At 61.8% G+C, this 25717-nt stretch carries 21 protein-coding genes; 12 read left to right on the top strand and 9 right to left on the bottom strand.

What is annotated here, in order from left to right:
• Nucleotides 1-13 precede the first annotated feature (13 nt).
• A complete protein-coding gene (locus NL154_RS29750; RefSeq protein WP_221147191.1) occupies nucleotides 14-496 on the top strand; it encodes a CBS domain-containing protein in 483 nt (160 codons plus the stop codon).
• Between the two features lie 462 nt (nucleotides 497-958).
• Nucleotides 959-2410, top strand: coding sequence for an efflux transporter outer membrane subunit (locus NL154_RS29755; RefSeq protein WP_434734611.1), 1452 nt, complete (start codon nucleotides 959-961; stop codon nucleotides 2408-2410).
• Nucleotides 2411-2428: 18 nt separating this feature from the next.
• On the opposite strand, the gene NL154_RS29760 is transcribed toward NL154_RS29755, so the two are convergent.
• From NL154_RS29760 to NL154_RS29785, 6 genes are all read right to left on the bottom strand, one after another.
• Entirely contained in the window at nucleotides 2429-3265 is an 837-nt protein-coding gene (locus NL154_RS29760; protein ID WP_434734612.1) for an HpcH/HpaI aldolase/citrate lyase family protein, read from the bottom strand.
• Nucleotides 3262-3714, bottom strand: a complete 453-nt coding sequence (locus NL154_RS29765) for a MaoC family dehydratase (RefSeq protein ID WP_434734613.1) — start codon at nucleotides 3712-3714, stop codon at nucleotides 3262-3264. The genes NL154_RS29760 and NL154_RS29765 overlap by 4 nt, the downstream gene beginning before the upstream one ends.
• A complete protein-coding gene (locus NL154_RS29770) occupies nucleotides 3714-5579 on the bottom strand; it encodes a biotin carboxylase N-terminal domain-containing protein (protein ID WP_434734614.1) in 1866 nt (621 codons plus the stop codon). The genes NL154_RS29765 and NL154_RS29770 overlap by 1 nt, the downstream gene beginning before the upstream one ends.
• A 7-nt stretch (nucleotides 5580-5586) precedes the next feature.
• Nucleotides 5587-7197 (bottom strand): carboxyl transferase domain-containing protein, encoded by a 1611-nt coding sequence (locus tag NL154_RS29775; protein ID WP_434734615.1) that lies wholly within the window; start codon nucleotides 7195-7197, stop codon nucleotides 5587-5589.
• Nucleotides 7194-8339, bottom strand: coding sequence for an isovaleryl-CoA dehydrogenase (locus NL154_RS29780; RefSeq protein WP_210633282.1), 1146 nt, complete (start codon nucleotides 8337-8339; stop codon nucleotides 7194-7196). The genes NL154_RS29775 and NL154_RS29780 overlap by 4 nt, the downstream gene beginning before the upstream one ends.
• A gap of 273 nt (nucleotides 8340-8612) precedes the next feature.
• Nucleotides 8613-9665 (bottom strand): AraC family transcriptional regulator, encoded by a 1053-nt coding sequence (locus NL154_RS29785; RefSeq protein ID WP_434734616.1) that lies wholly within the window; start codon nucleotides 9663-9665, stop codon nucleotides 8613-8615.
• A gap of 83 nt (nucleotides 9666-9748) precedes the next feature.
• Between NL154_RS29785 and NL154_RS29790 the strand changes: the two genes are divergently transcribed.
• The 9 genes from NL154_RS29790 to NL154_RS29830 all read left to right on the top strand — a co-directional run bounded on the left by NL154_RS29790 (nucleotide 9749) and on the right by NL154_RS29830 (nucleotide 18671).
• Complete coding sequence (locus tag NL154_RS29790) at nucleotides 9749-10516, top strand: 3-hydroxyacyl-CoA dehydrogenase (RefSeq protein ID WP_210633285.1); 768 nt, start codon at nucleotides 9749-9751, stop codon at nucleotides 10514-10516.
• A gap of 22 nt (nucleotides 10517-10538) precedes the next feature.
• On the top strand, nucleotides 10539-11726 hold the full coding sequence (locus NL154_RS29795; RefSeq protein ID WP_221147186.1) for an acetyl-CoA C-acyltransferase: 1188 nt from the start codon (nucleotides 10539-10541) through the stop codon (nucleotides 11724-11726).
• A gap of 17 nt (nucleotides 11727-11743) precedes the next feature.
• Nucleotides 11744-12871, top strand: a complete 1128-nt coding sequence (locus NL154_RS29800; protein WP_221155750.1) for an acyl-CoA dehydrogenase family protein — start codon at nucleotides 11744-11746, stop codon at nucleotides 12869-12871.
• Between the two features lie 62 nt (nucleotides 12872-12933).
• A complete protein-coding gene (locus tag NL154_RS29805) occupies nucleotides 12934-14166 on the top strand; it encodes a 3-methyl-2-oxobutanoate dehydrogenase (2-methylpropanoyl-transferring) subunit alpha (RefSeq protein ID WP_434734617.1) in 1233 nt (410 codons plus the stop codon).
• 1 nt (nucleotide 14167) lies between these two features.
• Nucleotides 14168-15181 carry an alpha-ketoacid dehydrogenase subunit beta gene (locus NL154_RS29810; protein ID WP_210633291.1) on the top strand — a complete coding sequence of 338 codons (1014 nt, stop codon included), beginning with the start codon at nucleotides 14168-14170 and terminating at the stop codon, nucleotides 15179-15181.
• A 3-nt stretch (nucleotides 15182-15184) separates the two neighbouring features.
• Nucleotides 15185-16429 (top strand): dihydrolipoamide acetyltransferase family protein, encoded by a 1245-nt coding sequence (locus tag NL154_RS29815; RefSeq protein ID WP_210633293.1) that lies wholly within the window; start codon nucleotides 15185-15187, stop codon nucleotides 16427-16429.
• A 4-nt stretch (nucleotides 16430-16433) separates the two neighbouring features.
• Complete coding sequence (gene lpdA, locus NL154_RS29820; protein WP_210633294.1) at nucleotides 16434-17831, top strand: dihydrolipoyl dehydrogenase; 1398 nt, start codon at nucleotides 16434-16436, stop codon at nucleotides 17829-17831.
• A 292-nt stretch (nucleotides 17832-18123) separates the two neighbouring features.
• A complete protein-coding gene (locus NL154_RS29825; RefSeq protein WP_221147182.1) occupies nucleotides 18124-18378 on the top strand; it encodes a type II toxin-antitoxin system ParD family antitoxin in 255 nt (84 codons plus the stop codon).
• On the top strand, nucleotides 18378-18671 hold the full coding sequence (locus NL154_RS29830; protein WP_210633303.1) for a type II toxin-antitoxin system RelE/ParE family toxin: 294 nt from the start codon (nucleotides 18378-18380) through the stop codon (nucleotides 18669-18671). The genes NL154_RS29825 and NL154_RS29830 overlap by 1 nt, the downstream gene beginning before the upstream one ends.
• Before the next feature lie 318 nt (nucleotides 18672-18989).
• On the opposite strand, the gene NL154_RS29835 is transcribed toward NL154_RS29830, so the two are convergent.
• Nucleotides 18990-19778, bottom strand: coding sequence for a slipin family protein (locus NL154_RS29835; RefSeq protein ID WP_434734618.1), 789 nt, complete (start codon nucleotides 19776-19778; stop codon nucleotides 18990-18992).
• Between the two features lie 29 nt (nucleotides 19779-19807).
• The gene (locus NL154_RS29840) at nucleotides 19808-21211 is read right to left on the bottom strand and encodes an NfeD family protein (RefSeq protein ID WP_434734619.1); all 1404 of its coding nucleotides are present in this window, start codon (nucleotides 21209-21211) and stop codon (nucleotides 19808-19810) included.
• 383 nt (nucleotides 21212-21594) lie between these two features.
• Between NL154_RS29840 and NL154_RS29845 the strand changes: the two genes are divergently transcribed.
• Complete coding sequence (locus tag NL154_RS29845) at nucleotides 21595-23817, top strand: EAL domain-containing protein (protein WP_434734620.1); 2223 nt, start codon at nucleotides 21595-21597, stop codon at nucleotides 23815-23817.
• A gap of 213 nt (nucleotides 23818-24030) precedes the next feature.
• On the opposite strand, the gene NL154_RS29850 is transcribed toward NL154_RS29845, so the two are convergent.
• A complete protein-coding gene (locus NL154_RS29850; RefSeq protein WP_210633307.1) occupies nucleotides 24031-25323 on the bottom strand; it encodes a mechanosensitive ion channel family protein in 1293 nt (430 codons plus the stop codon).
• Between the last annotated feature and the right edge of the window lie 394 nt (nucleotides 25324-25717).

The following is a 25717-nucleotide window of genomic DNA, read 5'->3' on the forward strand; positions in this document are numbered from 1 at the left end:
GGAGCCTTTACACATGACGATCCCTGCCAAGTCGGTGATGACAACGGATTTAATTACGGTATCGCCTGAGACCACGGTGGCCGAGGCCGCCCGGTGCATGCTTATCCATCATATCACCGCCGTACCGGTGGTGGACGCCGATAACCGGCCGCTTGGATTGGTCAGCGAAGGCGATGTGATGCGCCACTTTGGCTCGCAGTTTCAAAGCAAGCGAGCGCAATGGCTGCGCATGCTGGCCGAAGGCGAGAAGCTCGCCCCGGAGTTTCTCGCCGAAATCCGCCTCAACCAGCAGCATGTCCGCGAGATTATGAACGAGACCATCATCGCCGCGGATGAGGAAGCCTCGCTTGCGGAGTTGGCCGATCTGATGCTGAAACATCGGATCAAGCGCGTCCCTATCCTGCGTGACGGCGTGTTGGTTGGCATCGTCAGCCGCGCTGACGTGGTTCGGGCCGTCGTCGAAAAACTGGACGATTTGCTTGAGCCGACGGACTAGCACCGGAAGCTGGTCGGTCGGGCTCATCACCCGCCAGCGCAGCGGCCGGCCGGACCAACAGCAGCGGCAGGACAAAAAGCAGCGAGTGGCAGGGGCGGCACGCCTTGATCCCGTCATGTTGAGCAGCATTTGCATTGTCGATTTGAGGCAAGAGTTCGCTGGCGCGAAGGCGGGCATAGCCCCCAAGCCTCTCGACGATCTGACCGACGAGAAGATCGCGAATAAGCTGGGTGCCCCTCGCTATCTTCCCACCCGCTCGCGGCATCAATGAGGGAATTGCGGTGCCTTCCTTCCATCCTGACTCGATGCATCTCTCCCTCATCGAGGACGAGGCCGCGCAGCTCTGCTGAACCGAGATGTGCGGCGGGACGCTGCTTTTACCTAACTTTACCGTTTCTTAACCGCCATTAACGCTAGCGCCGCTAAGCCTGAACCCACGATCCCGGTTCAGAAGGCTCCCCCGTGAGTACGTCGCTTCGCACTAGATTATCATCCCTCCGCTACACCGCAGCCGCATTCACACTGCTGCTGGCAGGCTGCGTCAGCGGCCCGGATCACGTTGCCCCCGAGATGCCGCTTCCCGCCAAGTTCGAAGACGGGGGTAATAAGAGCAACGGCGATGTCGTGACGGCAAAGTGGTGGACGGCCTATCGCGACAAGAAGCTCAACGGGCTGGTCACGCAGGGTCTCAGCGAGAACCTAGATGTGTTGCGGGCACTCGAGAGCATCAATTCGGCTTCCGCCAACGTCACGGTAGCCGGCGCCGGCGCCCTGCCGAGCCTGACGGTCGACGGATCGCATACTCTCTCCGGGGAGAAGGGGCGGCTGCGGACGACGGTCGGCACCACGAACACGACGGGAGGCGATGCCAGCCTTTCCTGGCTGCTCGACGTCTTCGGCCAGTACCGTCGCTCGAAAGAGCGCGCCCTCGCCTCGCTTGGAGCCGCTTATGCGACGGCCGATAATGCCAGGCTCACCTTTCTGAAAGACCTGGTCGAGAGTTATATCGACGCCCGCTATTACCAGGAGCGCATCGCCCTTTCTCAGGCGAATTTGAAATCCCGCCAGCAGACTTACGAACTCACTGAGCTGCAGTTGAAAGCTGGTGCGGCCTCCCGCCTCGACGTCGTCCAGGCCGAGGGTCTTGTACAGTCGACGAAGTCCGACATTCCCGGCCTCGAACAGAGTTTTACCGAATCGGCCCATCACATTGCCACACTGCTCGGGATGCCGGCGGCTTCGCTGACGGAAAAGCTGCGCAGGAATACTGGCCAGCCGGTGTTCCGCGGCGACATTGGTGCCGGCATCCCGGCCGATCTCATCCGCAACCGTCCCGATATAAGAAAGGCCGAACGCGAGCTGGCGGCAGCTGTCGCCGATATCGGTGCTGCCGAAGCCCAGCTTTACCCGTCGATCTCGCTTTCCGGTTCGATTTCGCCGAGCTGGGTCAAATCATCGGGCGCCACCGGCGCAAGCCTGACGAGCTGGTCTTTCGGACCGACGCTCAACCTGCCGATCTTCGATGGCGGCAAATTGCGGGCCAATGTCGATATCGAGAAATCCGATGCCAAAACGCAATATCTGGCGTGGAAAGCGGCGGTGCTGAACGGCGTCGAAGAGGTCGAAAACGCGCTTGCGGCCGTTCGCCACGACACGCAGACGCTGGGGCCGTTGCGCAGGCAGGTACAGACGGCGCAGGAATCGCTGGCGCTTTCGACCACGAGCTACAAGGACGGCGCCTCTTCGCTGCTCGACGTTCTGGACGCGCAGCGGTCCGTCTCGGATGCTCAGGAAAGCCTTGCTGCCACCATGCAGCAGGTCGCAAAGGATTATGTGGATCTCTATGTCGCCATCGGCGCCGGTTACCTCGAGCCGGAGCAGGCCGCCTCCAGGCAAACCGCAAAACCGGGCTGATCCGCTGGATGGGTGGGCTTATCGTCCGGCGCTTTCCAGAATGCGCAGCGCAAGCTTGAGGTGCGGCAGGTCAAGCATGCGTCCGTCAAGCTGGATGACGCCGGCGTCAGGCCTGGCGGCGAAGGCGGCGGCGACCTTCTCTGCCCAGGCGACCTCGGCGGCGTCAGGTGTGAAGGCGTGGTTGATCGTTTCGACCTGGCTCGGATGGATGGCCATCATGCCGGAAAAGCCGTCGCGCCGGCCGCGGCTGGCATAGGCCCTGAGACCGTTGAGATCGCGCAAATCGGGATAGACGGTTTCGATTGCCGGAACGGCGGCGGCATGGGCTGCGAATAGGGTGAGCGAGCGGGCAAGCTCGTAGGGCGGCGTATAACGGCCATCCGTCCTCCGCGCTGTCGCAGCCCCTATCGCGGCCGGCAGATCCTCGGCGCCCCAGGTCAGGCCGCAAAGCTTCGCCGAGACGTCGCGGTAGCTGCCAATCTCGAAGATCGCGGACGGCGTTTCCGTCGCGATCGGCAAAACGGGAACGGCCGGGGTCAACGAGGCTGCGAGTTTGCCCACGGAAACGGCCCCCTCGGCCTTCGGCAACATGATGGCGAAGGGATGAAGACCGTTCAGAGCGGCAAGGTCGGCTTCGAATTCAGGGGAGGTGAGGGGATTGACGCGGATCAAGAGAACGGTCTCGCCGGCATAGCGGTGGGCGAATTCGTGCACGGTCTCGCGTGCTTTTGGCTTGTTCGCGGGCGCAACCGAATCTTCCAGATCGAGAATGACGGCATCGGCGCCGGAAGCGAGCGCTTTCTCGAAACGCTCCGGCCGATCGCCGGGTACGAAGAGCAGCGAGCGCAGCCTCATGACGGTTTCACCTTCAGCATCGCCGTGCGCAGGCACTGGCAGACGATCTCGTCACGTTGGTTCAACGTGACATGCCGGAAAGTGACGATGCCGGCATCGGGGCGGGAGTTCGAGCGGCGCAGTTCCGTCACCTCGGTTTCCACCCGCAGCGTATCGCCGATGAAGACCGGCTTCGGCATCGTCACCGTGTCATAGCCGAGATTGGCGACGAGCGTGCCGAGTGTGGTGTCGCCGACCGAAAGGCCGATGGTGAGCGCAAAGGTGAAGGTGCCGTTGACAACGATGCGGCCGAACTCGGTGCCGGCGGCATAATCGGCATCGAGATGCAGCGGCTGCGGATTGTGGGACAGCGTCGTGAACAGCAGGTTATCGGTCTCGGTGACGGTGCGGCGGATCTCGTGGGCGATGCGGTCGCCGACTGTCCACTCGTCGAAATAACGGCCGGCCATCACGCCTGCTCCTTGATGACGCTGACGACCAGCTGGTTTTCCGAGACCCTGGCGCCGGTGGAAACCTGCAATTTCCCAACGATGCCGTCGAAGGGCGCGCGTAACGTATGTTCCATCTTCATCGCTTCGACCGTCAGCAGAGGATCCCCCTTGGCAACAGTGTCGCCTTCGGCGACATCGACCGAGATGACGAGGCCCGGCATGGGCGAAAGCATCGCGCCGTCGCCCGCACCCTGACGTGCCTCGACTTCGCCCGCATGGGGCAGGCCGATCGGCCAGGCATTGCCGGCGTCGAAAAGCACGGTCTTCGCGTCGATCTCGACGGCATTCGCCTCAAGGTCGGGGCGCACGCGCCCCCAGTGGAGGTGACCGTCGATGCGCACCCGAACGCGGCCGTCACCTGGCCCGGCGATGCGAAAACCGGTCAGCACCGACCAGGGATCCTCATTTGCGGCCTTCGAAAGTGCCGTTGCCGCTTTGTCGATTGTCGTCTCATCTGGCTCCGTCGCCACAAGGCCCTCGCCATGCCGGTCGAGGAAGCCGGTATCGATCCGGGCGGCGCGAAAATCCGGGTTGGTGGCGACGCGGGCGAGAAGGCCGGCATTGGATCTGACCGGCCAGATCTCGATACCGGCACAAGCGGCGGCCAGCTTCGACAGCGCGGCTTCGCGGTTCGGCCCATGCGCAATGATCTTGGCGATCATTGGATCGTAGAAGGCGGTGATCTCATCGCCCTGTTCGACACCGCTCTCGACGCGGATGGTTCGGGGGAGTTTGAGATGTTCGAGCCGGCCGGTCGAGGGCAGGTAGCCGGCGGCGGGATTTTCGGCATAGAGCCGGGCCTCGAGGGCCCAGCCCTTCATGGCGATCTCATCCTGGCTTTTCGGCAGCGGCTCGCCGTTAGCCACCTTCAGTTGCCAGAGCACCAGATCCTCACCTGTTATGGCTTCAGTGACGGGATGTTCCACCTGCAGGCGTGTATTCATCTCCATGAACCAAATTCGATCCGGACGCAGGCCTTGCGAGGCATCGGCGATGAATTCGATCGTGCCGGCGCCGACATAGTTCACCGCTCTTGCGGCCTTCACCGCCGCATCGCAGATCGCAGCCCGCGTGGTTGCATTGAGCCCGGGAGCGGGGGCCTCCTCGATGACCTTCTGATGACGGCGCTGCAGCGAGCAGTCGCGTTCGAAGAGGTGGACGCAGTTGCCATGCTCGTCAGCGAAGATCTGCACCTCGATATGACGCGGATTGGCGATATAGCGTTCGATGAGAACGCGATCATCGCCGAACGAAGCGGCGGCTTCGCGGCGGCAGGAGGCGAGAAGCTCGGTGAAATCCTGCGGGCGGTCGACGCGGCGCATGCCCTTGCCGCCGCCGCCGGCCACCGCCTTGATGAGTACGGGATAACCGATGGCCTCGGCCTCGGCCGCCAGTCTTGCTTCGCTCTGGTCTGGTCCGAGATAACCTGGAGTGACCGGCACGCCGGCTGCCTGCATTAATTCTTTGGCCGCGTCTTTCAGCCCCATCGCCCGGATAGCGGCCGCCGGCGCTCCGACCCAGATGATACCGGCCTTCTCGACTGCTTCGGCAAATTCGGCATTTTCCGACAGGAAACCATAGCCCGGATGAATCGCGGCCGCCCCGGTCTTGCGGGCGGCTTCGAGGATGTGTACCTCAGACAGGTAGCTTTCGCGGGCCGGCGACGGCCCGATGGCGATCGCCTCGTCGGCTTCTCCGACGAAGGGCAGGCCGGCATCGGCCTCGGAGTAGACGGCGATGGTGCGGATGCCGGCAGTCTTTGCCGTGCGGATGATGCGGCGAGCGATTTCGCCTCTGTTGGCGATGAGAAGGCTTTCCATCATAGCCGCCTCACATCCGAAACAGTCCGAAGCGCGGCCCTTTTGGGATCGGCGCGTTCAGGCAGGCGGAAAAGGCAAGGCCGAGCACGTCTCGCGTCTGGCCGGGATCGATGATGCCGTCGTCCCAGAGGCGGGCAGTGGCATAATAGGGATTGCCCTCCGCCTCGTAGCCGGCGCGGATCGGCGCCTTGAAAGCCTCCTCTTCTTCGACAGACCAATTCTCTCCGCGCGCCTCCAGTGCGTCGCGGCGGATGGTGGCGAGCACGGAAGCCGCCTGTTCGCCGCCCATGACGCTGATGCGGCTGTTCGGCCAGGTGAAGAGAAAACGGGGGCGATAGGCGCGGCCGCACATGCCGTAATTGCCGGCGCCGAAACTGCCGCCGATGATGACGGTGACCTTCGGCACGGTCGCCGTCGCAACCGCCGTCACCAGCTTTGCCCCGTCCTTGGCGATGCCGCCGGCCTCATAGCGGCCGCCGACCATGAAACCGGAAATATTCTGCAGGAACAGCAGCGGCACGCGGCGCTGGCAGGCGAGCTGGATGAAATGCGCACCCTTCAGCGCGCTTTCGGAAAAGAGCACGCCGTTATTGGCGATGACGGCGACCGGCATGCCCCAGATGCGGGCGAAGCCGCATACGAGCGTGGAGCCGTAGAGCGGCTTGAACTCGTGCAGTTCCGAGCCGTCGACGATCCGTCCGATCACCTCGCGCACATCATAGGGCGAGCGCACGTCATCGGGAATGAGGCCAAGAAGATCCTGGAAATCGAGTTTCGGCGGCCGCGGAGGCTGGATGTCGATATCGACCGATTTGACGCTGTTGAGGCTGGCGACGATGTCTCGCACCAGAAGCAGCGCATGTTCGTCATTCTCGGCAACATGATCGACGACGCCGGAGCGGCGGCCATGGGTTTCGGCGCCGCCGAGTTCTTCGGCCGAGATGATTTCGCCGGTCGCGGCTTTGACCAGCGGGGGACCCGCGAGGAAGATCGTGCCCTGATTGCGCACGATGACGGTTTCATCAGACATGGCGGGGACATAGGCGCCGCCGGCCGTGCAGCTTCCCATCACGCAGGCGATCTGCGGAATGCCTTCGGCCGACATCTGCGCCTGATTGTAGAAGATGGCGCCGAAATGGTCGCGGTCGGGAAAGACCTCGGCCTGATGCGGAAGATTGGCGCCGCCGCTATCGACCAGATAGAGGCAGGGCAGCCGGTTCTGCAGGGCGATCTCCTGCGCCCTGAGATGTTTCTTCACCGTCATCGGGAAATAGGCGCCACCCTTCACCGTCGCGTCATTGGCGACGATCATCGCCTCGCGGCCGCAAACGCGGCCGACGCCCGATATGATGCCGGCGCCCGGCGCCTCGTCGCCATACATGCCGTTGGCTGCCAGCGTGCCGATCTCCAGGAAAGGGCTGCCGGCATCGAGCAGGAGCTGAACGCGGTCGCGCGGCAGGAGCTTGCCCTTGCCGGTATGGCGCGCGCGCGCCGTCTGCGATCCGCCCTCGCGCGCGCTCGCCGAACGCGCGTAGAGTTCGTCGACGAGGGCTTTATTCTTGGCGGTATTGGCTTTGAAGCTTTCGCTGTCGCGATCGATCGCAGTCGAAATCACCGTCATGATGCGATGAGCTCCCGCCCGATCAGATAGCGGCGGATCTCGTTGGTGCCGGCGCCAATATCGTAGAGCTTGGCGTCGCGCAGGAAACGCTCGACCGGCCATTCCTTGGTATAGCCGGCGCCGCCGAGCGCCTGGATCGCTTCCAGTGAGACTTTCACGGCATTTTCGCTGGCAAAAAGGATCGCGGCGGCCGCATCGGTGCGCGTTGCCCGGCCGGCATCGCAGGCGCGGGCGACGGAATAGACATAGGCGCGCGCCGAATTCAGCGCGACATACATGTCGGCGATCTTGCCCTGCATCAGCTGGAAATCGCCGATCGCCTTGCCGAACTGCTTGCGCTCGCGCACATAGGGCAGCACGACATCGAGGCAGGCCTGCATGATCCCGAGCGGGCCGGCGGCGAGCACGGCGCGTTCGTAATCGAGGCCGGACATCAGGATTTTCACGCCTTCTCCCTCCCGGCCCATCAGCGCATCGGCTGGCACCTCGCAATCCTGAAAGACCAGTTCGGCCGTGTCGCTGCCGCGCATGCCCAGTTTCGAGAGCTTCTTGGAGACGCTGAAGCCGGTCAGGCCCTTTTCGATGATGAAGGCGGAAATGCCCTTCGGGCCGGCGGCCGGATCGGTCTTGGCATAGACGACGAGTACGTCGGCATGCGGGGCATTGGTGATCCAGAACTTCGTGCCGTTGAGAATATAGCGGTCGCCTCTTTTCTCGGCTCGCAACCCCATGGAGACGACATCGGAACCGGAGCCGGCCTCGGACATGGCAAGCGAGCCGACATGGTCGCCCGAGATCAGCTTCGGCAGATGGCGGCGTTTCTGCTCCGTTGAGGCCCAGCGGCGGATCTGGTTGACGCAGAGATTGGAATGAGCACCGTAGCTCAAGCCCACGGAAGCCGAGGCGCGCGAGACCTCCTCCATGGCGACGACGTGCTCGAGATAGCCGAAACCGGCGCCGCCGAACTCTTCCTCGACGGTGATCCCATGCAGGCCGAGTGCGCCCATCTGCGGCCAGAGCTGGCGTGGAAACGTGTTGCTTTCGTCAATCTCCGCGGCGAGCGGAGCAATATGATCGGCGGCAAATCGCGCCGTCGTTTCGCGGATCGCGTCCGCGGTTTCGCCGAGCGAGAAATCAAACATGGCACTCCTCCCGCTGAAATATGTAGCGCGGGTTGCGGCAGGTTCAAAGAGGCACCCCATGCCTCCCTCATGCCTGTGCTTGTCACCGGCATCCAACCATCGCGCGTCCGCGCGGAGAATGGCTCGTTGCTCGCTCGAAGAAAGTCTCTTGCGCCCAAGGACTTGGGCGCGCTGGATGCCTGTGACAAGCACAGGCATGAGGGAGGGTGTGGAACCGCCAGCGCCAAATAGCGACTGGGTCTAGATGCAGGTCTCGGCTTGTTACCCACTGCGCTATTCCCCCGCTTCCTCCCGTCGAAAAGTCTCAGGGCTCTTGCCCATCCATTTGCGAAATGCGCGAAAAAAGGCGCTGGGTTCGGAATAGCCGAGCTGTACGGCGATCTCGCCGATCGTTTTCGAGGTATTCAGCAGCAGTTCGACGGCGAGATCCCGGCGGATGTCGTCCTTGATGGCGGCATAGCTTTGTCCTTCGTCGTGCAGGCGGTGGCGCAGCGTCGAGGGCGGCATGCGCATGTCGGCGGCGAGTTCGGCGAAGCTGCGCCACGTCGCCGGCGTTGCCTGGCTCAATCGCCGACGGACGGCGGCGGCGATGCCCGCGTCGTAGCGGTAGCGCACCAGAATATTGGCGGGCGCGCCGCGCAGGAACTGTTTCAACGCCTGTTCGCTACGGGAAATCGGCAGGTCGAGCAGGGTGCTGTCGAAGCCGAGACGGCTGATCGGTTGCGAGAAGCGCACCGGAGCGCCGAAGAACAACCGGTAGTCGGCGCCCTGTTTCGGTTCGGCGCAGCGGAAGTCGACAAGCCGGATGGGGATGCGGCGGCCGACCAGCCAGCATATGATGCCGTGCAGGATGATCCAGTAGGTGCGATAGGCGAAGGCCGATCGCGGGCCGCCCACATCCCTGAGCTCAATCTCGGCCAAGCCGTCGCGGATGACGAGCCGGCCTCTAGGGTCGTCGAGCACGACATCGAGAAAACGTAGCGCCCGACGCAGCGCCTGACCGAGCGTCGGCGCATGCAGCACACAATGGCAGAGCAGCGTGAAGCTGCCGCTGCGCATCGGTCGGCCGCCCATGCCGAAGAATTCGTCGTCGAGTTCGGCGGCGATCATCAGCCAGACGGCGCCATAAGTTTCGGCAGACACCGGCTGATCGACGATCGGCGGCAGGCCGACCCGCGCAAGGATCGGCGCCGTCGGCTTGCCGAGCCGCCGCAGGCTGTCCAGCGCCTCTTCGACGAAGCCCGGTGCAATCATGCGTCGCTCGATCTCGGCCATCTCAACCCCGCTATGGCAAAACTGGCCGAAATAATGGAGCAGTTCTGTCATCGCTTGCAATAGGTGGAACGAATAGAATCGTGACCGTCGGTGGCGCTCGGAGGAGGACGCAGCCGACAGGGAGGAACAGATTCATGCTGATCCGTGGGGCAAGTTTCATCGTCACCGGCGGCGGCTCCGGGCTCGGAGCGGCGACGGCGCGCATGCTCGTCGAGGCCGGCGGGCGCGTGACGATCGCCGATCTCAACGTTGACCTGGGCGAGGCGATCACGCGGGAATTTGGCATCGATGCCCGCTACGTCAAGGCGGATGTGACCGATGGCGAGGCTGGAGCAGCTGTGGTTGCCGCGGCGGCCGAAGCCTTTGGCGGTTTGCGCGGGCTGGTGAACTGCGCGGGCGTGGCGCCGGCCGAAAAGGTGATCGGCCGCGACGGGCCACACCGGCTGGAGAGTTTCGCGCGCACCGTCGGCATCAATCTCATCGGCACGTTCAACATGATCCGGCTTGCCGCCGCTGCGATTCAGACCGGGGAGCCGGATGCCGAAGGCGAGCGCGGCGTGATCGTCAATACGGCCTCGGTTGCCGCCTTTGACGGTCAGATCGGCCAGGCGGCCTATGCCGCCTCCAAGGGCGGGGTGGCGGCGATGACCTTGCCGATCGCCCGCGAGCTCGCCCGTCACGGCATCCGCGTCGTGTCGATCGCGCCCGGCATTTTCGAGACGCCGATGATGGCCGGTATGCCGGCCGAGGTTCAGGCGGCACTCGGCCAGAGCGTGCCCTTTCCGCCGCGGCTCGGCCGGCCGGCGGAATTTGCTGCGCTAGTGCGCCATATCTTTGAAAACACCATGCTGAACGGCGAGGTCATCCGCCTCGACGGCGCATTGCGGATGGGCGCGCGCTGAGCGTTTGCCCCAGGGAGGAAACATGGCACTGCAGGACCCTATCGTCATCGTCGGCGCGGCGCGCACGCCGATCGGCAGTTTCCAGGGAGAGCTGAAGGAGGCGACAGCGCCGGAACTCGGAGCCACGGCGATCCGCGCGGCAATGGAGCGTAGCCATGTCTCGGCCGAGGCGGTTGAAGAAGTCGTTTTCGGCTGCGTGCTGCCTGCAGGCCAAGGCCAGGCGCCGGCGCGCCAGGCGGCGATCGGCGCCGGCCTGCCTTTCGCGACGGGGGCAAGCACCGTCAACAAGATGTGCGGCTCGGGCATGAAGGCGGTCATGACGGCTCATGACCTCATCACCGCCGGCAGTGCTTCTGTGGCAGTCGCCGGCGGCATGGAAAGCATGACGAACGCGCCCTATCTCCTTGACAAGGCCCGCGGCGGCTACAGGCTCGGCCATGGGCGTGTCGTGGACCACATGTTCCTCGACGGGCTGGAGGATGCGTATGACAAGGGGCGCTTGATGGGCAGCTTCGCGGAGGACTGCGCCCAAGCCTATCAGTTCACGCGCGAAGCGCAGGATAATTACGCCATCGCCTCCCTGACGCGGGCGCAGAAGGCGATCGCGGAAGGCTGGTTTGAAAGCGAGATCGTGCCGGTGACGGTCAAGTCGGGCAAATCAGAGCAGCGGGCGAGCCGCGACGAGCAGCCGGGTCGGGCGAAGCTCGACAAAATCCCGATGCTGAAGCCCGCCTTCCGAGAGGATGGCACGGTGACGGCCGCCAATTCAAGTTCGATTTCCGACGGCGCGGCAGCGCTCGTGCTCATGCGCCGCTCCGAGGCAGAGCATCGCGGCCTGACGCCGCTCGCCACCATCCTCGGTCATGCCACCCATTCGCAGGCGCCCAATCTTTTCGCCACCGCGCCGATCGGCGCGTTGCAGAAGCTCTCAGATCGGACCGGCCTGGCGCTTTCGGACGTCGACCTCTTCGAAATCAACGAGGCTTTTGCCGTCGTCGCCATGGCGGCGATGCGCGATCTCGACCTGCCGCATGAAAAGGTCAATGTGCATGGCGGCGCCTGCGCGCTCGGCCATCCGATCGGCGCATCAGGCGCCCGCATCCTGGTGACGCTGCTTTCAGCATTGGAGCGCTACGATCTGAAGCGCGGCATGGCGGCGCTTTGCATCGGCGGCGGCGAGGCGACGGCCGTCGCCATCGAGCGGCATTAGCGGGAAGGAGGAGCGACATGATCCTTTCCGACCTTCAGCAGCAGATCACAGATCTCGCCCGCGACTTTGCCCGCGACCGGTTGGCGCCGGGAGCCGCCAAACGCGACCGGGAACATCTTTTCCCGCGCGAGGAACTGAAGGAGATGGGCGAACTAGGGCTGCTCGGCATGCTGGTGCCGGAGGCCTATGGCGGCTCGGACACGGGTGTTGTCGCCTATGCCGCGGCACTCGAGGAGATTGCCGCCGGCGATGGACCCTGTTCGACGATTATGAGCGTGCACAGCTCCGTCGGCTGCGTGCCGATCCTGAAATTCGGCACCGAGGAGCAGCGGCAGCGTTTCCTGCCGAAGCTTGCGACCGGCGAATGGATTGGCGGCTTCGCCCTCACCGAGCCGCAGGCCGGATCCGATGCCTCGAACCTGAAGACAAGGGCCCGGCGTGACGGCGACCACTATGTGATCGACGGTGCCAAGCAGTTCATCACCTCGGGAAAAAACGGCAATGTCATCATCGTCTTTGCCGTCACCGATCCCGATGCCGGCAAGAAGGGCATCACCGCCTTTATCGTGCCGACGGACACACCCGGCTATGAGGTGATCCGCGTCGAGGAAAAGCTCGGACTGCATTCCACCGACACCTGTCAGATCGCCTTCAACACGATGCGCATTCCCGTGGATCTGAGGCTGGGTGGGGAAGGCGAAGGCTATCGCATCGCGCTCGCCAATCTCGAGGGGGGGCGGATCGGCATTGCCGCGCAGGCGGTCGGCATGGCACGGGCGGCCTTCGAGGCGGCGCGTGATTACGCCAAGGAGCGCACGGCTTTCGGCAAGCCGATTTTCGAACATCAGGCCGTCGCCTTTCGCCTTGCCGACATGGCGATGCAGATCGAGGCGGCGCGCCAGCTCGTCTTTCACGCCGCGTCTCTTCGGGAGGCGGAGTTGCCCTGCCTGTCGGAAGCCTCGATGGCGAAGCTCTTCGCCTCTGAGATGGCCGAGCGCGTCTGCTCCGATGCGATCCAGATCCACGGCGGCTACGGCTACATGGCCGATTATCCGGTCGAGCGCATCTACCGCGATGTGCGCATCTGCCAGATCTACGAGGGAACGAGCGACGTGCAGCGCATGGTGATCGCCCGCAATCTTTAGGAATGACATCCGGCCCGCTTCCGGGAGGGAGGCGGGGTCGGCAAAGGGAGGAACGCAAAAACATGGTGGATTCCGCTCATTTGAGCCTGCACGTCCCCGAACCCGCCGTCCGCCCGGGCGGCCAGCCCGACTTTTCCAACGTCAAGATCGCCAAGGCCGGTTCCGTGCCGCGGCCGGAGGTCGATGTCGCGTCCGAGGATATCCGCGATCTCGCCTATTCGATCATCCGTGTCTTGAACCGTGACGGCGAGGCGGTCGGTCCCTGGGCCGGATCGCTCACCGATGAGGAACTGCTGACCGGGCTTCGTAACATGATGAAGCTGCGCGCCTTCGATGCCCGCATGCTGATGGCGCAGCGCCAGGGCAAGACCTCCTTCTACATGCAGCATCTCGGCGAAGAGGCCGTCAGCTGCGCCTTCCGCAAGGCGCTTGCTAAGGGCGACATGAATTTCCCGACCTATCGCCAGGCGGGCCTCTTGATCGCCGACGACTATCCGATGGTCGAGATGATGAACCAGATCTACTCTAACGAGAGTGATCCGCTGCACGGCCGGCAGCTGCCGATCATGTATTCTTCCAAGGAGCATGGCTTCTTCACCATTTCGGGCAATCTCGCCACCCAATATGTGCAGGCCGTCGGCTGGGCGATGGCTTCGGCGATCAAGAACGACAGCCGCATTGCCGCGGCCTGGATCGGCGACGGATCGACGGCGGAATCGGACTTCCATTCGGCGCTCGTCTTCGCCTCGACCTACAAGGTCCCTGTGATCCTCAACATCGTCAACAATCAGTGGGCGATCTCCACTTTTCAGGGAATTGCTCGCGGCGGCTCCGGCACCTTTGCCGCCCGAGGCCTCGGCTTCGGCATTCCGGCGCTCAGGGTCGACGGCAATGATTATCTCGCCGTCCATGCCGTCGCCCGCTGGGCAGCTGAACGCGCCCGGCGCAATCTCGGGCCGACGCTGATCGAACATGTCACCTACCGCGTCGGCGCGCATTCGACCTCCGACGATCCGAGCGCCTATCGGCCGAAGACGGAATCGGAGGCCTGGCCGCTCGGCGATCCCGTGCTGCGGCTGAAGAAACATCTGATCGGCAAGGGCGTATGGTCGGAGGCACGGCATGTGCAGGCGGAAGCCGAAATCGCCGATGAGGTGATCGAGGCGCAGCGCCAGGCCGAGGCGCATGGCACGCTGCATGCCGGCGGCAGACCTTCGGTGCGCGACATTTTCGAGGGCGTCTATGCCGAGATGCCGGCGCATATCCGCCGCCAGCGGCAGAAGGCAGGATACTGACATGGCCAGGATGACGATGATCGAGGCCGTGCGCAGCGCCATGGACGTGTCGATGGCGAAGGATGACAATGTCGTGGTCTTCGGCGAGGATGTCGGCTATTTCGGCGGCGTCTTCCGCTGCACCCAGGGCCTGCAGGCAAAATACGGCAGGACGCGCTGCTTCGATACGCCGATCAGCGAATCCGGCATCGTCGGCACGGCAATCGGCATGGCGGCCTACGGGCTCAAACCCTGCGTCGAGATCCAGTTCGCCGATTACATGTATCCCGCCTATGACCAGCTGACGCAGGAGGCGGCGCGTATCCGCTACCGTTCCAACGGCGATTTCACCTGCCCGATCGTCGTGCGCATGCCGACTGGCGGCGGCATCTTCGGCGGCCAGACGCACAGTCAGAGCCCGGAAGCGCTCTTCACCCATGTCTGCGGGTTGAAGGTGATCGTGCCGTCCAATCCCTATGACGCCAAAGGCCTGCTGATCGCGGCGATCGAGGATCCGGATCCGGTGATGTTCCTCGAACCGAAGCGGCTCTATAACGGCCCCTTCGACGGCCACCACGAGCGGCCGGTCACACCCTGGTCGAAACACGCTCTCGGCGAGGTGCCCGATGGCCATTATACGATCCCGATCGGCAAGGCCGAGGTGCGGCGCACGGGATCGGCGGTAACAGTCGTTGCCTATGGCACGATGGTGCATGTGGCGCTGGCCGCGGCCGAGGATGCCGGCATCGACGCCGAAGTGATCGATTTGAGAAGCCTGCTGCCGCTCGATCTCGATACGATCGTCAAATCAGTTTCGAAGACGGGCCGCTGCGTCGTGGTTCATGAGGCGACCTTGACGTCGGGCTTCGGCGCCGAGGTCGTGGCGCTGGTGCAGGAACATTGCTTCTATCATCTCGAAGCGCCTGTCGTGCGCGTCGCGGGCTGGGATACGCCCTATCCGCATGCGCAGGAATGGGACTATTTCCCCGGTCCCGGCCGGGTCGGGCGGGCGCTTGCCGAAGTCATGGAGGCCTGAGCCATGGGCGAATTCATCATCAAGATGCCCGATGTCGGGGAAGGGGTCGCCGAGGCCGAACTTGTGGAATGGCATGTGAAGCCGGGAGATCCCGTCCGCGAGGACATGGTGATCGCCGCCGTGATGACCGACAAGGCCACAGTGGAAATTCCCTCTCCCGTCGATGGCACGGTCATCTGGCTCGCCGGCGATATCGGAGACCGCATCGCGGTCAAGGCGCCGCTGGTGCGGATCGAAACGGCGGAAGGTGCCGGCGAGGCCCAGCCGATGCGGATTTCGCAGGCGCCGACCGCCGAAGTCGTCGTAGCGGAAATCACGAGGCCTGCCCCGGCAGCGCCGGTCTCCGCAATCCCGTCTACTGCCGCCCCGCCCGTCGAAAAACCGCTTGCTGCCCCTTCCGTTCGGCTCTTTGCCAGGGAAAGCGGCGTCGATCTCAGGCAGGTGCAGGGGAGCGGGCCGGCCGGACGTATCCTGCGCGAAGATGTCGAGCAATTCCTGATGCAAGGCGCCGCTCCGGCCCTCCTAAAGGGTGGATCCGTCAAGAAGACAGCGACGGAGGAGATCAAGCTCACCGGACTGCGGCGGCGCATCGCCGAAAAAATGGTGCTTTCCACCTCGCGCATTCCCCACATCACCTATGTGGAGGAAGTGGACATGACGGCGCTGGAGGAGCTGCGCGCCACCATGAACGGCGACCGCAGGGAGGGCCATCCGAAGCTGACGGTCCTGCCCTTTCTGATGCGGGCGCTGGTCAAGGCCATTGCCGGGCAGCCGGAGGTCAACGCCACCTTCGACGACGATGCCGGCATCATCACGCGCCATAGCGCCGTCCATATCGGCATCGCCACGCAGACGCCGGCCGGCCTGACCGTGCCTGTCGTGCGGCATGCGGAAGCGCGCGGCCTCTGGGATTGCGCCGCCGAAATGAGCCGGCTGGCGGATGCGGCGCGTTCGGGCACGGCGACGCGCGACGAGCTTTCCGGCTCCACCATCACCATCAGCTCGCTCGGTGCGCTCGGCGGCATCGTTTCGACGCCTGTCATCAACCATCCCGAGGTGGCGATCATCGGCGTCAACAAGATCGCCACACGCCCGGTCTGGGACGGCACGCAATTCGTGCCGCGCAAGATCATGAACCTCTCTTCGAGTTTCGATCATCGCATCATCGACGGCTGGGATGCGGCGACCTTTGTCCAGCGTATCCGCACGCTCCTTGAAACGCCGGCGCTCATTTTCATCGAAGGCTGAGCACATGAAAGAAATGGTCTGCAAGCTCCTCGTCATCGGCGCCGGCCCGGGCGGCTATGTCTGCGCCATCCGCGCCGGACAGCTCGGCATCGATACCGTCATCGTCGAAGCCGGCAAGCCGGGCGGCACCTGTCTGACGGTCGGCTGCATTCCTTCCAAGGCGTTGATCCATGCGGCCGAGGAATTCGACGCCACGCAAAAAATGCTGGCAGGCAAGAACCCGATGGGCATCCGCGTCGAAGGCGCCTCGATCGATCTCGCAAGGACGATCGCCTGGAAAGACGGCATTGTCGGCCGGCTGACGGGAGGTGTTTCAGGTCTGTTGCAGAAGGCGCGGGTGAAAATCGTCCATGGCCGCGCGCACTTCCGTGACGGCAAGACGGTGGAGGTGGAGACCGAAACCGGTCAGCAGGTCATCCGCGCCGAGACCGTGGTGATCGCCACCGGTTCCGATCCGGTGGAGCTTGCCAACCTGCCCTTCGGCGGCCGCGTCATTTCCTCGACCGAGGCGCTGTCGCTGACGGAACTACCGAAAACGATCGTCGTGGTCGGCGGCGGTTATATCGGGCTGGAACTCGGGATGGCCTTTTCGAAGATGGGCTCGGAGGTGAGCGTCGTCGAGGCGACTCCCCAGGTGCTGCCGCTCTATGATGCGGAATTGGTGCGTCCCGTGATGCGCAAGCTGACCGAGAGCGGCATCCGGGTGCTGACGGGTGCGAAGGCGATGGGTCTTGCCGATAATGGCGAGTCATTGATCGTTGAAACGTCGGATGGCCGGCATGAGACACTGCCGGCGGATCGCATCCTTGTCACTGTCGGCCGCCGCCCGCGAACGGCAGGGTCCGGTCTCGAGGAGTTGGATCTCGACCGCGCCGGTCCATATCTGAGGATCGACGATCAATGCCGCACCTCGATGCGCGGCATCTATGCGATCGGCGACGTGACCGGCGAACCGATGCTGGCGCATCGGGCGATGGCGCAAGGGGAGATGGTGGCAGAAATCGTTGCGGGCAAGAAGCGGGGCTGGGACAAAAGATGCATTCCCGCCATCTGCTTTACCGATCCTGAGATCGTCAGCGCCGGCCTGACGCCGGCGGAGGCGCGCGCGCAAGGATATGAGATCCGCACCGCCCAGTTTCCGTTCAGCGCCAACGGGCGGGCGATGACGATGGTCTCTGAGGAAGGTTTCGTGCGCGTCGTCGCCCGTGCCGACACTAATCTGGTTCTCGGCTTGCAGGCGGTGGGAGCCGGAGTCTCCGAGCTTTCGGCAGCTTTTGCGCTAGCGATCGAGATGGGAGCACGCCTGGAAGACATCGCCGGCACCATTCACGTCCATCCGACCCGCAGCGAAGCGCTCATGGAAGCGGCGCTGAAAGCGTTGGGAAACGCTTTGCACATCTGAGCCGACTGGACCCGGATCACGCATTGACGTCTGCCGGTTCGGATCCCATCAACTGAGACCGGAATAAGGCCGTGCCGATGCCGAAAAGCTTTGCCCACAAGGGCAAGAGCTCGACCTGTCGTACGAGGATCAGCGTCACACGGACGTTGATCGACAGGCCGACTACCCCTGAAGCGCTGACTTCGTCATCGCGTAGGCGGCAATCCCCGGATATGACACAGATCGCCGTTCGTGGAGCCGATTGACAAACTTTGCCAAGTCCAGCTAACCTACTCGCACCATGGAGGCTCGAATGGCTACGATGAACGTATCTCTTCCGGACCCGATGAAAGATTGGGTTGAGGCACAAGCAAAGAGCGGGCGATATTCCAATGCGAGTGACTATGTGCGCGACCTGATCCGGAGGGACCAAATTCGCAGTGACAAGGTTGCCGCCATGCAGCGTTTCGTTGATGACGGTTTTAAAAGCGGTATTGGCAGCCGCTCGAAGGACGAACTCTTTGCCGCGGCAGTGGCACGTGCAGAAACAACGCGCGGCGGTAGATAATGCGCTTTGACCTTTCAGTCGAAGCGGAAGAGGACATCATTGCGATCGCCGAACAAGGAGTGCGCATGTTCGGAGCCGCACAGGCTAGGCAGTATCATGACGAGTTGTTTACCGTGCTTGATCTGATTGCGGCCAATCCGCGAATGGCGCGTGAGCGAGAGGAGATTTCGCCGCCAGTTAGAGTTCATCCGTTCAAAGCCCATCTCATTGTCTACCGGATCGAGGAGCACGGAGCTATATTCGTGATCCGAATACGCCATGGACACGAAGACTGGGCCAGCGATCCTGCTTAGGCCTGGCTGAGCGAATGAACAAGCACAGTTGCATGGCGGCAATAGGCCCCGGGAATATCGTCAGCAAAGCCTGTTAAGAGAACGCCGACCGACCGCTGGAGAAACCGCGTCGTCTCCTCGGATAGCAGGGGACGAGGTGTTCGCCGCGATCAGCCCCTCCGAGAGGCAAACACGTAATCGCCTCCCATGCGCTAGAGCAGATCCTGTGATCGATGAATCGATTGTGAGGTGACGAGGCGAGTCGAAGCTGATTCAACATTCATATCATTTCTCTGGGGCGTGGCCTCATTTTGGCCCGAGGGCGACACAGAAGCCGGATCAAACATCAACGCCAGTGCCGTTCGATCTCTTCGGCTTAATGGCAATTAGATTGCCCAATTCCATCGGGAAGGGGAATAAAATCGTCGAAGTCTTCTCGCTGGCGATGACGTTCAAAGTGCTCAAGTAACGAAGTTGCATCGCCTCCGGCTGTTTGGCCAGAATTTCCGCCGCTTCCAGTAGCTTCGCTGCAGCTTGCTGTTCGCCCTCGGCATTGATGACCTTTGCGCGGCGTTCGCGTTCGGCTTCCGCTTGGCGAGCGATCGCCCGTATCATCGACTCGTTGATATCCACATGTTTGATCTCGACAGTGGCTACTTTAATTCCCCAAGCGTCCGTCTGAGAGTCGAGGATTTCCTGAATATAGGAGTTGAGCCTGTCGCGTTCTGCCAGCATTTCATCGAGGTCGTGCTTGCCGAGCACGGAGCGCAAAGTCGTCTGAGCAAGCTGGCTTGTTGCCATCATGAAATCCTCGACCTGTATTGTCGATTTCTCGGGGTCAATGACCCTGAAGTAGATCACCGCGCTGACACGAACCGAGACATTGTCATGTGAGATGACGTCCTGGCTAGGGACATCGAGTACGCGCGTGCGCAAGTCGACCCGGATCATCTGCTGGACATAGGGAATGAGCAGAATCAAGCCGGGTCCCTTGACTCCGGTAAAGCGGCCAAGTGTGAACACGACGCCGCGTTCATATTCCCTCAGGATCTTAACCGCGGATGCGAGGATGGCGACGGCAATGACTATGGCCACCAAGTAGAAGGCAAGATCTGCAAACATATCCATGACTTCTCCTCCTGCGTCCTTGAATGCCGCTAGGTGTTCTTAGGACGGCTGGCGACCTCGAGCGCCAGCCCGTTGCGGCCCGTCACCCTGACAGGGTCACCAGCAACAAGGGGTTCGGCGGAAACGGCCTTCCAGCGTTCGCCATGCGCGATGACGTACCCCGTGAGCCCCGTCCAACTCTCAACTTTGCCGGAAATGCCAATCATCTCCTCTGCACCGGTGGCTACCCGGCGCAATCGCGAGGTGAATGCCACGCGAGCAACGACAAGGCTAAAGGCAAGAGTCGCAAATGCAATTGCGCCCAGTAGGGGGCGCGATACTTGCAGCCCGGGGATATCGGTATCAAACAGGATGGTTGCTCCCAGGATCACGGCTACCCCGCCGCCGATGCCCAGAGCGCCGAAGCTTGGCGAATGCGCCTCAGCCACAGTCAATCCCACGCCGAGTAAAATAAGCCCAACGGCGGCAAAACTTACCGGCAGCAATGCCAGGGCATAGAGACCAAGGAGGAGACAGATGCCGCCGATCGTTCCAGGAAGCATTGTCCCAGGTGCGAGAAATTCGAAGATCAGGCCATAGATACCAACCATCATCAGGATGATTGCGATGTTCGGATCGGTAATGACGGAAAGCAGGCGCGTGCGCCAGTCAGGCTCGAATTCCTGCACGGCCAAACCGGCGGTATCGAGCCGGACCTCCGTTTGACCGACCCGCACCATGCGGCCCTGCGCCTTTGCAAGGAGATCGTTGACATCAGTTGCCGTGAAATCGATGGCATGTTCGCGCACTGCCGCTGTGGATGAAAGGCTTGCAGCTTCGCGGACAGCACGCTCTGCCCAGTCGGCGTTGCGATTGCGCAATTCCGCAAGCCCACGAATGTAAGCGACTGCGTCGTTAACGGCTTTTGCTTCGTGGGCATTGCCTGAAGCTTCCGGCTGCTTGCCACTAGGTTCGCTCGGCTTCTTTTCCGGTTCCTCATCACCGCCGAAAGGCTTTACGCTGAGCGCGATTGGTGTCGCCGCACCCAAATTGGTCCCAGGGGCCATTACCGCAATGTGGCTTGCGTAGAGAATATAGGTGCCGGCGCTGGCAGCCCGTGCCCCGCTTGGCGCGACGAAACTCGCGACAGGCACCGGCGAGGCAAGGATCGCGCGGATGATTTCCCGCATGGAGGTGTCAAGGCCGCCTGGTGTATCCATTTGCAGGACGATCAAGACCGCTGCACGTTCGCCAGCACGCTGAATGCCTCGTACCACGTAGTCAGCTATAGCAGGCCCAATGGCGCCATTCACCTTGAGGACGACAGACGCCCGGTCAGACGCCGACGGTACGCCGAATCCCCAAGCTGAAAGCAGCAAAAACAACAAAGTGAAGATTGGCGGTTGCCATCGCCAACACCTCAATCCCCGCGTGCCAATCGGCGAAACGTACATAATATTTAATGTATGTCGGAAATTACAAAGAAAAAGACGGAGGCGTCAAAGGCTCATGTTCAAGCCGTCTTGCGCGCTCGTAAAGGCAAAGTTGGCTAAGCGCGTTACACGGATGCGAACCGCGTGGCCTATGTTTTTTGAAGGTCGCTGGGCCATCGACCGATCGGAGATGGCATGTCACTCAGATATTCAGTATCTTGCGGCCAGGCGAGAATATCCCGTTCGGCAGGATGTCTTACGACCAAACTATATGTGGGCCGCTTCAATATTTGGCAACCAGATTGTGCCATTCTACAGATAGTCAGCGGTTAGTTCTTCCGCTTCCATGACCCATGAAGGGTTTCACTCCGCGTCATCAAGTGCTGCGAGGAGCCCAAGGTCGCATGTCCCTTTCAGAAGATGAGAGATTGAATCTCCTTCACCAGGCCAGTATTCTCGATACGCCGCCGACGGAAGAGTTCGATGCAATCGTGCGGCTGGCTTGCAGCGTGTTCGACATGCCGATGGCGTTGGTTTCGTTCGTCGACGGGGATCGGCAGTGGTTCAAGGCCGAGCACGGTCTCTTTTTGAAAGAGACGCCTCGCGAGCATTCCTTCTGCAGCCACATCGTACAAACGAAGTCACCGCTCGTCGTTAAAAACGCCGACAAGGATTCTCGCTTTTCCGGAAACATCTTCGTCAGAGAGCGTTCGGTCCGGTTCTATGCGGGAGTGCCGCTTTCGGAAGGGGAGACCTGCTACGGCAGTTTCTGCGTCCTCGACACCAAGAACCGCCGCTTCGGCGATCGGGATCTCGGACAGCTTCGCAGTTTGGCAAGCGTCGTCGTCGGCCTCATCAGGGAACATCGTCAGCAAAGCCTGCTGAGAGAGCAGCAACGTGAACTTGAATTGAAGCAGGCCCGTTTCGAGCAGACCGAACGCTCTGCCAAGGTCGGCGGCTTCGAGATGGATCTCGAGACCGGCACGATCATTTGGTCCGACCAGATTTACCGCACCGTTGGATTGCCGGTCGGCAAACGAATGACCTCGGAGGAGGTGATCGGCTGCTATGCTCCCGAAGAGCGCGAGAGCGTCAGACGCAGGATACGCGATGTCCTCGATGGTTCTGCGGCCGGCATCGACAGGGAATATCGCATCATGACGCCAGAGGGGGAGGAGCGCTGGGTACGCGTGGTCAGCGATATCGAGCGCTTGAGCGACAAGCCCAGTCGTCTGTTTGGCATCGTTCAGGATGTTTCCGAAAAAGTGCAGTACGAGCAACGTCTGCTCCAGGCGGCAAACGCCGATCCGCTGACCGGACTTGGCAACCGGGCAGCCTACAACGCTCATATGGAGCGGCTCACAGCGGCCGACGCTCCTTCCATCGGTTTGCTGCTGATCGACGTCGATCGCCTCAAGCAAGTGAACGATATCCTTGGCCATGCGACAGGTGACCTGCTGCTGAAAGGCGTGGCCTCACGTCTGGATGAACGCTTGGGAAAACGAGGAAGGGTCTTTCGCCTGGGCGGCGATGAGTTCTCTGTTATTCTGGACGCGCCCGCAAGCGTACGCCGCATGGGTTCACTCGCGCGCCACCTGATCGGATATATCGGTCGCCCTCTGGATGTTGGGGGGTCGACGATAAATCCGACGATAACTGTGGGTGGAGCGATTTCGGAGGGCAGGATGGATGCCGCAACGCTTTCGCAAAACGCGGATTTCGCCCTCTATCATGCCAAAGAAACGCGGCGCGGCAGCTATGTCCACTACGAGCCCAGCCTGCGTTCGAGGATAGCGCGACGCATTCAGATCATCCGGGAGGTGGAGTCGGCTCTTACCGATTATCGGATGGTGCCGCACTATCAGCCGATCGTCGGTTGTGCCGACGGTCGGGTATGGGCGTTTGAAGCGCTGGTGCGAATGCAGCATTCGGATGGTTCAATCGTGTCGGCGGCGCAATTTCACGAGGCGTTCACAGATCCAAGCGTTGCCCACCACATTACGACCCGCATGCTCGAGCAGGTCGCGACCGACATTCGAAGCTGGATCGACCGCGGGCTGGAATTCGGGCGGGTGGGTCTCAATATAAGCGCCTCCGATTTCATGAGGGGCGACTTGGAAACCCGGATCGTTGCCGCCTTTGCGTCGAGAGGCATCCCGCTGGATACGCTCGTGCTGGAGGTGACGGAAACGGTCTTCCTGCAGGGCTTGGAAGATACCGTTGCAACAACCCTGCAACGTTTGCGCAAGAAGGGCCTGACAGTGGCGCTTGATGACTTCGGGACAGGTTATGCATCGCTGACGCATCTGCGAAGTCTGCCGGTCGACATCATCAAGATCGACAAGAGCTTTATCGACACCATGCTCGTGGATGAATCGAGCCTCGCAATCGTCGAACTGGTGCTCAATCTGGCGCGGAAGCTCGATATGAAGGTCACGGCGGAAGGCGTAGAGAGCCATCGGCAGGCGATGTGTTTGCTGGAAATGGGCTGCACCACGCTGCAGGGCTATTTGTTCGGCAAACCCATGGGTCGCGAACATGTTGGCGAATACCTGTGTGCACGCAAACCCGACGTGACGGAGAACGCCGACCGACCGCAGGAGGAACCGCGTCGTCTCCTCGGATAGCGGGAGGCGAGATGTTCGCCGCTATCAGCCGCTCCGACAAGGCTCCGGCGGCGGCCGTGGAAAGATCCGCATCGGCTGGTGGGAGGCGGTGAGCAGTCCGGGCGCTGCCGTCCTGTTCTTCAAGGCCGGCTCCTGTTCGGCACAGATCGATGTCGCCTTCCAGCAGCGTGTTCGAAAACGGCATCCGCTCGGCGGATCGACGGGCTTGGCAAATCAGTCCTGTTGTTTGATCTCTATAGGGCTTTTCATGATGATTTCATGATGCGGAAATGGGATAGAGATGCCAGCTTTCTTGAAGGCGTCCCACAGCGCCATCAGGACTTGCCCACGAACATTCGTCAGCCCGTTCGCTGGATCCGAGATCCAGAAGCGAAGCCGGAAGTCGAGCGACGAAGCGCCAAAGGCGGTCAGCCAGCAGACGGGTGGCTTGTATTCGTTAGCGACCCGGGGCACGGTCGATGCTGTCGCAATGGCGATCTTAACGACTTGATGCGGATCACTGTTATAGGACGTCCCGAAGTCAACGTCGATCCGCACATAATCACTGGAGAACGACCAGTTGACGACCTGCTGCGATATGAAGTCCTCATTTGGAATGAGGTACTCCTTGCCATCGCGGGTGATGACGGAAACAAACCGCGATCGCAGGTCGCGGATCGACCCGAACGTGTCGCCAAGGGTGATCGTGTCACCCGGCTTTATCGACTTGTCGATCAAGATGATTATGCCGGATATGAAGTTCGATACGACTTTTTGAAGGCCGAAGCCTATTCCGACGCCGACTGCGCCTGAGAAAATGGTCAGGGCCGTCAGGTCGACCCCGGTCGCCGACAAAGCGATGGCTCCAGCGATTATGATCAGGCTGATCTTGATGCATTTGCTGATCAACACCTTGATGGAAGGCGACAAGTCGGCCGACCGCTGAACCCAGTGGGAAAGCATATTGCCAATGAGGACGGCCAACCAGATCAGGGCGATCGCCAGCACGAGGGCTTTGAGCACAAGCAGAAGCGAGAGTCTCACCGCGCCTAAATTAATCGCGAGACCGTCAAGAGCAGATAGAACTGGGCCGTCAAGACCGACTGCATAAAGAGCGATGTAGCTCCAACTGCCGATCGCGACGGCGCGTGACAGGGTTGGGTTGCGGATGATTTTGGTCAGAACGGAGATGACGAACCATGCCGCTGCCAGCGTCAGAGCCGTTGACACAAGCCAGCGTTGTGAGGGCCACGCGCTCTTGCTCAGCACAACGTTGGCGAGCCATAACCAACCTACAAGGAAAAGCCACATCATCCGGCGCATAGGAGCAATGATGACCCGAAGGAGGTCTGGATTACCCTTGATCAGGCGCGCCTTTGCCTCCATCGCAGGCTCTGTGCGTGACGCAAGTAAGGACGCAAAACCCAAGCCCGCCACGATGATCGCAAGCTGAAAGAACGTCCATTCGTTCAGAATGAATGTCGTTAGCCACTGCTCGGCGATCTCGGTCATCTGCCTGATATTCATGATGATGATCCGATGAATGTCAGCTAGAGAAAGCTAGCGCACGAGTTTAGTTCATTTGGAAGAAACAAGCATCAGCATTCCATTTCGTCGTGCGAAAACAGGTCGATGAAACGATACTCGCGGGGTATCGACCAGCTTGCGCGCCTACGCAGCCATGTGCGGCCTTCTTTCGCTGAGCTTCACGTCGAAGATGGAACGGTGCTGCGGCAAAGTCTGGGTTCCCGCAAAAAATGATATTTCGGCGCCAACTGACACAAGACGTTCATTTGAACACTGTATCGAGCATCCGAGTGGCTGACGGCGAACTCCGTGCCCAGCCAATCATGCTTTGGAAGCAGGAGGCCCGTGCGGCCTTCGGTTTACGAGCGCTTCAAATGTTCATGTGAACATTCCG

The sequence above is a fragment of the Rhizobium sp. YTUHZ044 genome, from assembly GCF_051123975.1.
Taxonomy (GTDB): domain Bacteria; phylum Pseudomonadota; class Alphaproteobacteria; order Rhizobiales; family Rhizobiaceae; genus Rhizobium.

Coding starts and splice junctions, on each gene's coding strand:
- NL154_RS29760 (WP_434734612.1), bottom strand. CDS start 3,265: ATGAGGCTGCGCTCGCTGCTCTTCGTACCCGGCGATCGGCCGGAGCGT.
- lpdA (WP_210633294.1), top strand. CDS start 16,434: ATGAAAGAAATGGTCTGCAAGCTCCTCGTCATCGGCGCCGGCCCGGGC.
- NL154_RS29835 (WP_434734618.1), bottom strand. CDS start 19,778: ATGGATATGTTTGCAGATCTTGCCTTCTACTTGGTGGCCATAGTCATT.
- NL154_RS29815 (WP_210633293.1), top strand. CDS start 15,185: ATGGGCGAATTCATCATCAAGATGCCCGATGTCGGGGAAGGGGTCGCC.
- NL154_RS29750 (WP_221147191.1), top strand. CDS start 14: ATGACGATCCCTGCCAAGTCGGTGATGACAACGGATTTAATTACGGTA.
- NL154_RS29785 (WP_434734616.1), bottom strand. CDS start 9,665: ATGACAGAACTGCTCCATTATTTCGGCCAGTTTTGCCATAGCGGGGTT.
- NL154_RS29830 (WP_210633303.1), top strand. CDS start 18,378: ATGCGCTTTGACCTTTCAGTCGAAGCGGAAGAGGACATCATTGCGATC.
- NL154_RS29850 (WP_210633307.1), bottom strand. CDS start 25,323: ATGAATATCAGGCAGATGACCGAGATCGCCGAGCAGTGGCTAACGACA.
- NL154_RS29795 (WP_221147186.1), top strand. CDS start 10,539: ATGGCACTGCAGGACCCTATCGTCATCGTCGGCGCGGCGCGCACGCCG.
- NL154_RS29845 (WP_434734620.1), top strand. CDS start 21,595: ATGTCCCTTTCAGAAGATGAGAGATTGAATCTCCTTCACCAGGCCAGT.
- NL154_RS29805 (WP_434734617.1), top strand. CDS start 12,934: ATGGTGGATTCCGCTCATTTGAGCCTGCACGTCCCCGAACCCGCCGTC.
- NL154_RS29770 (WP_434734614.1), bottom strand. CDS start 5,579: ATGATGGAAAGCCTTCTCATCGCCAACAGAGGCGAAATCGCTCGCCGC.
- NL154_RS29765 (WP_434734613.1), bottom strand. CDS start 3,714: ATGGCCGGCCGTTATTTCGACGAGTGGACAGTCGGCGACCGCATCGCC.
- NL154_RS29800 (WP_221155750.1), top strand. CDS start 11,744: ATGATCCTTTCCGACCTTCAGCAGCAGATCACAGATCTCGCCCGCGAC.
- NL154_RS29775 (WP_434734615.1), bottom strand. CDS start 7,197: ATGACGGTGATTTCGACTGCGATCGATCGCGACAGCGAAAGCTTCAAA.
- NL154_RS29780 (WP_210633282.1), bottom strand. CDS start 8,339: ATGTTTGATTTCTCGCTCGGCGAAACCGCGGACGCGATCCGCGAAACG.
- NL154_RS29810 (WP_210633291.1), top strand. CDS start 14,168: ATGGCCAGGATGACGATGATCGAGGCCGTGCGCAGCGCCATGGACGTG.
- NL154_RS29840 (WP_434734619.1), bottom strand. CDS start 21,211: ATGTACGTTTCGCCGATTGGCACGCGGGGATTGAGGTGTTGGCGATGG.
- NL154_RS29825 (WP_221147182.1), top strand. CDS start 18,124: ATGGCTACGATGAACGTATCTCTTCCGGACCCGATGAAAGATTGGGTT.
- NL154_RS29790 (WP_210633285.1), top strand. CDS start 9,749: ATGCTGATCCGTGGGGCAAGTTTCATCGTCACCGGCGGCGGCTCCGGG.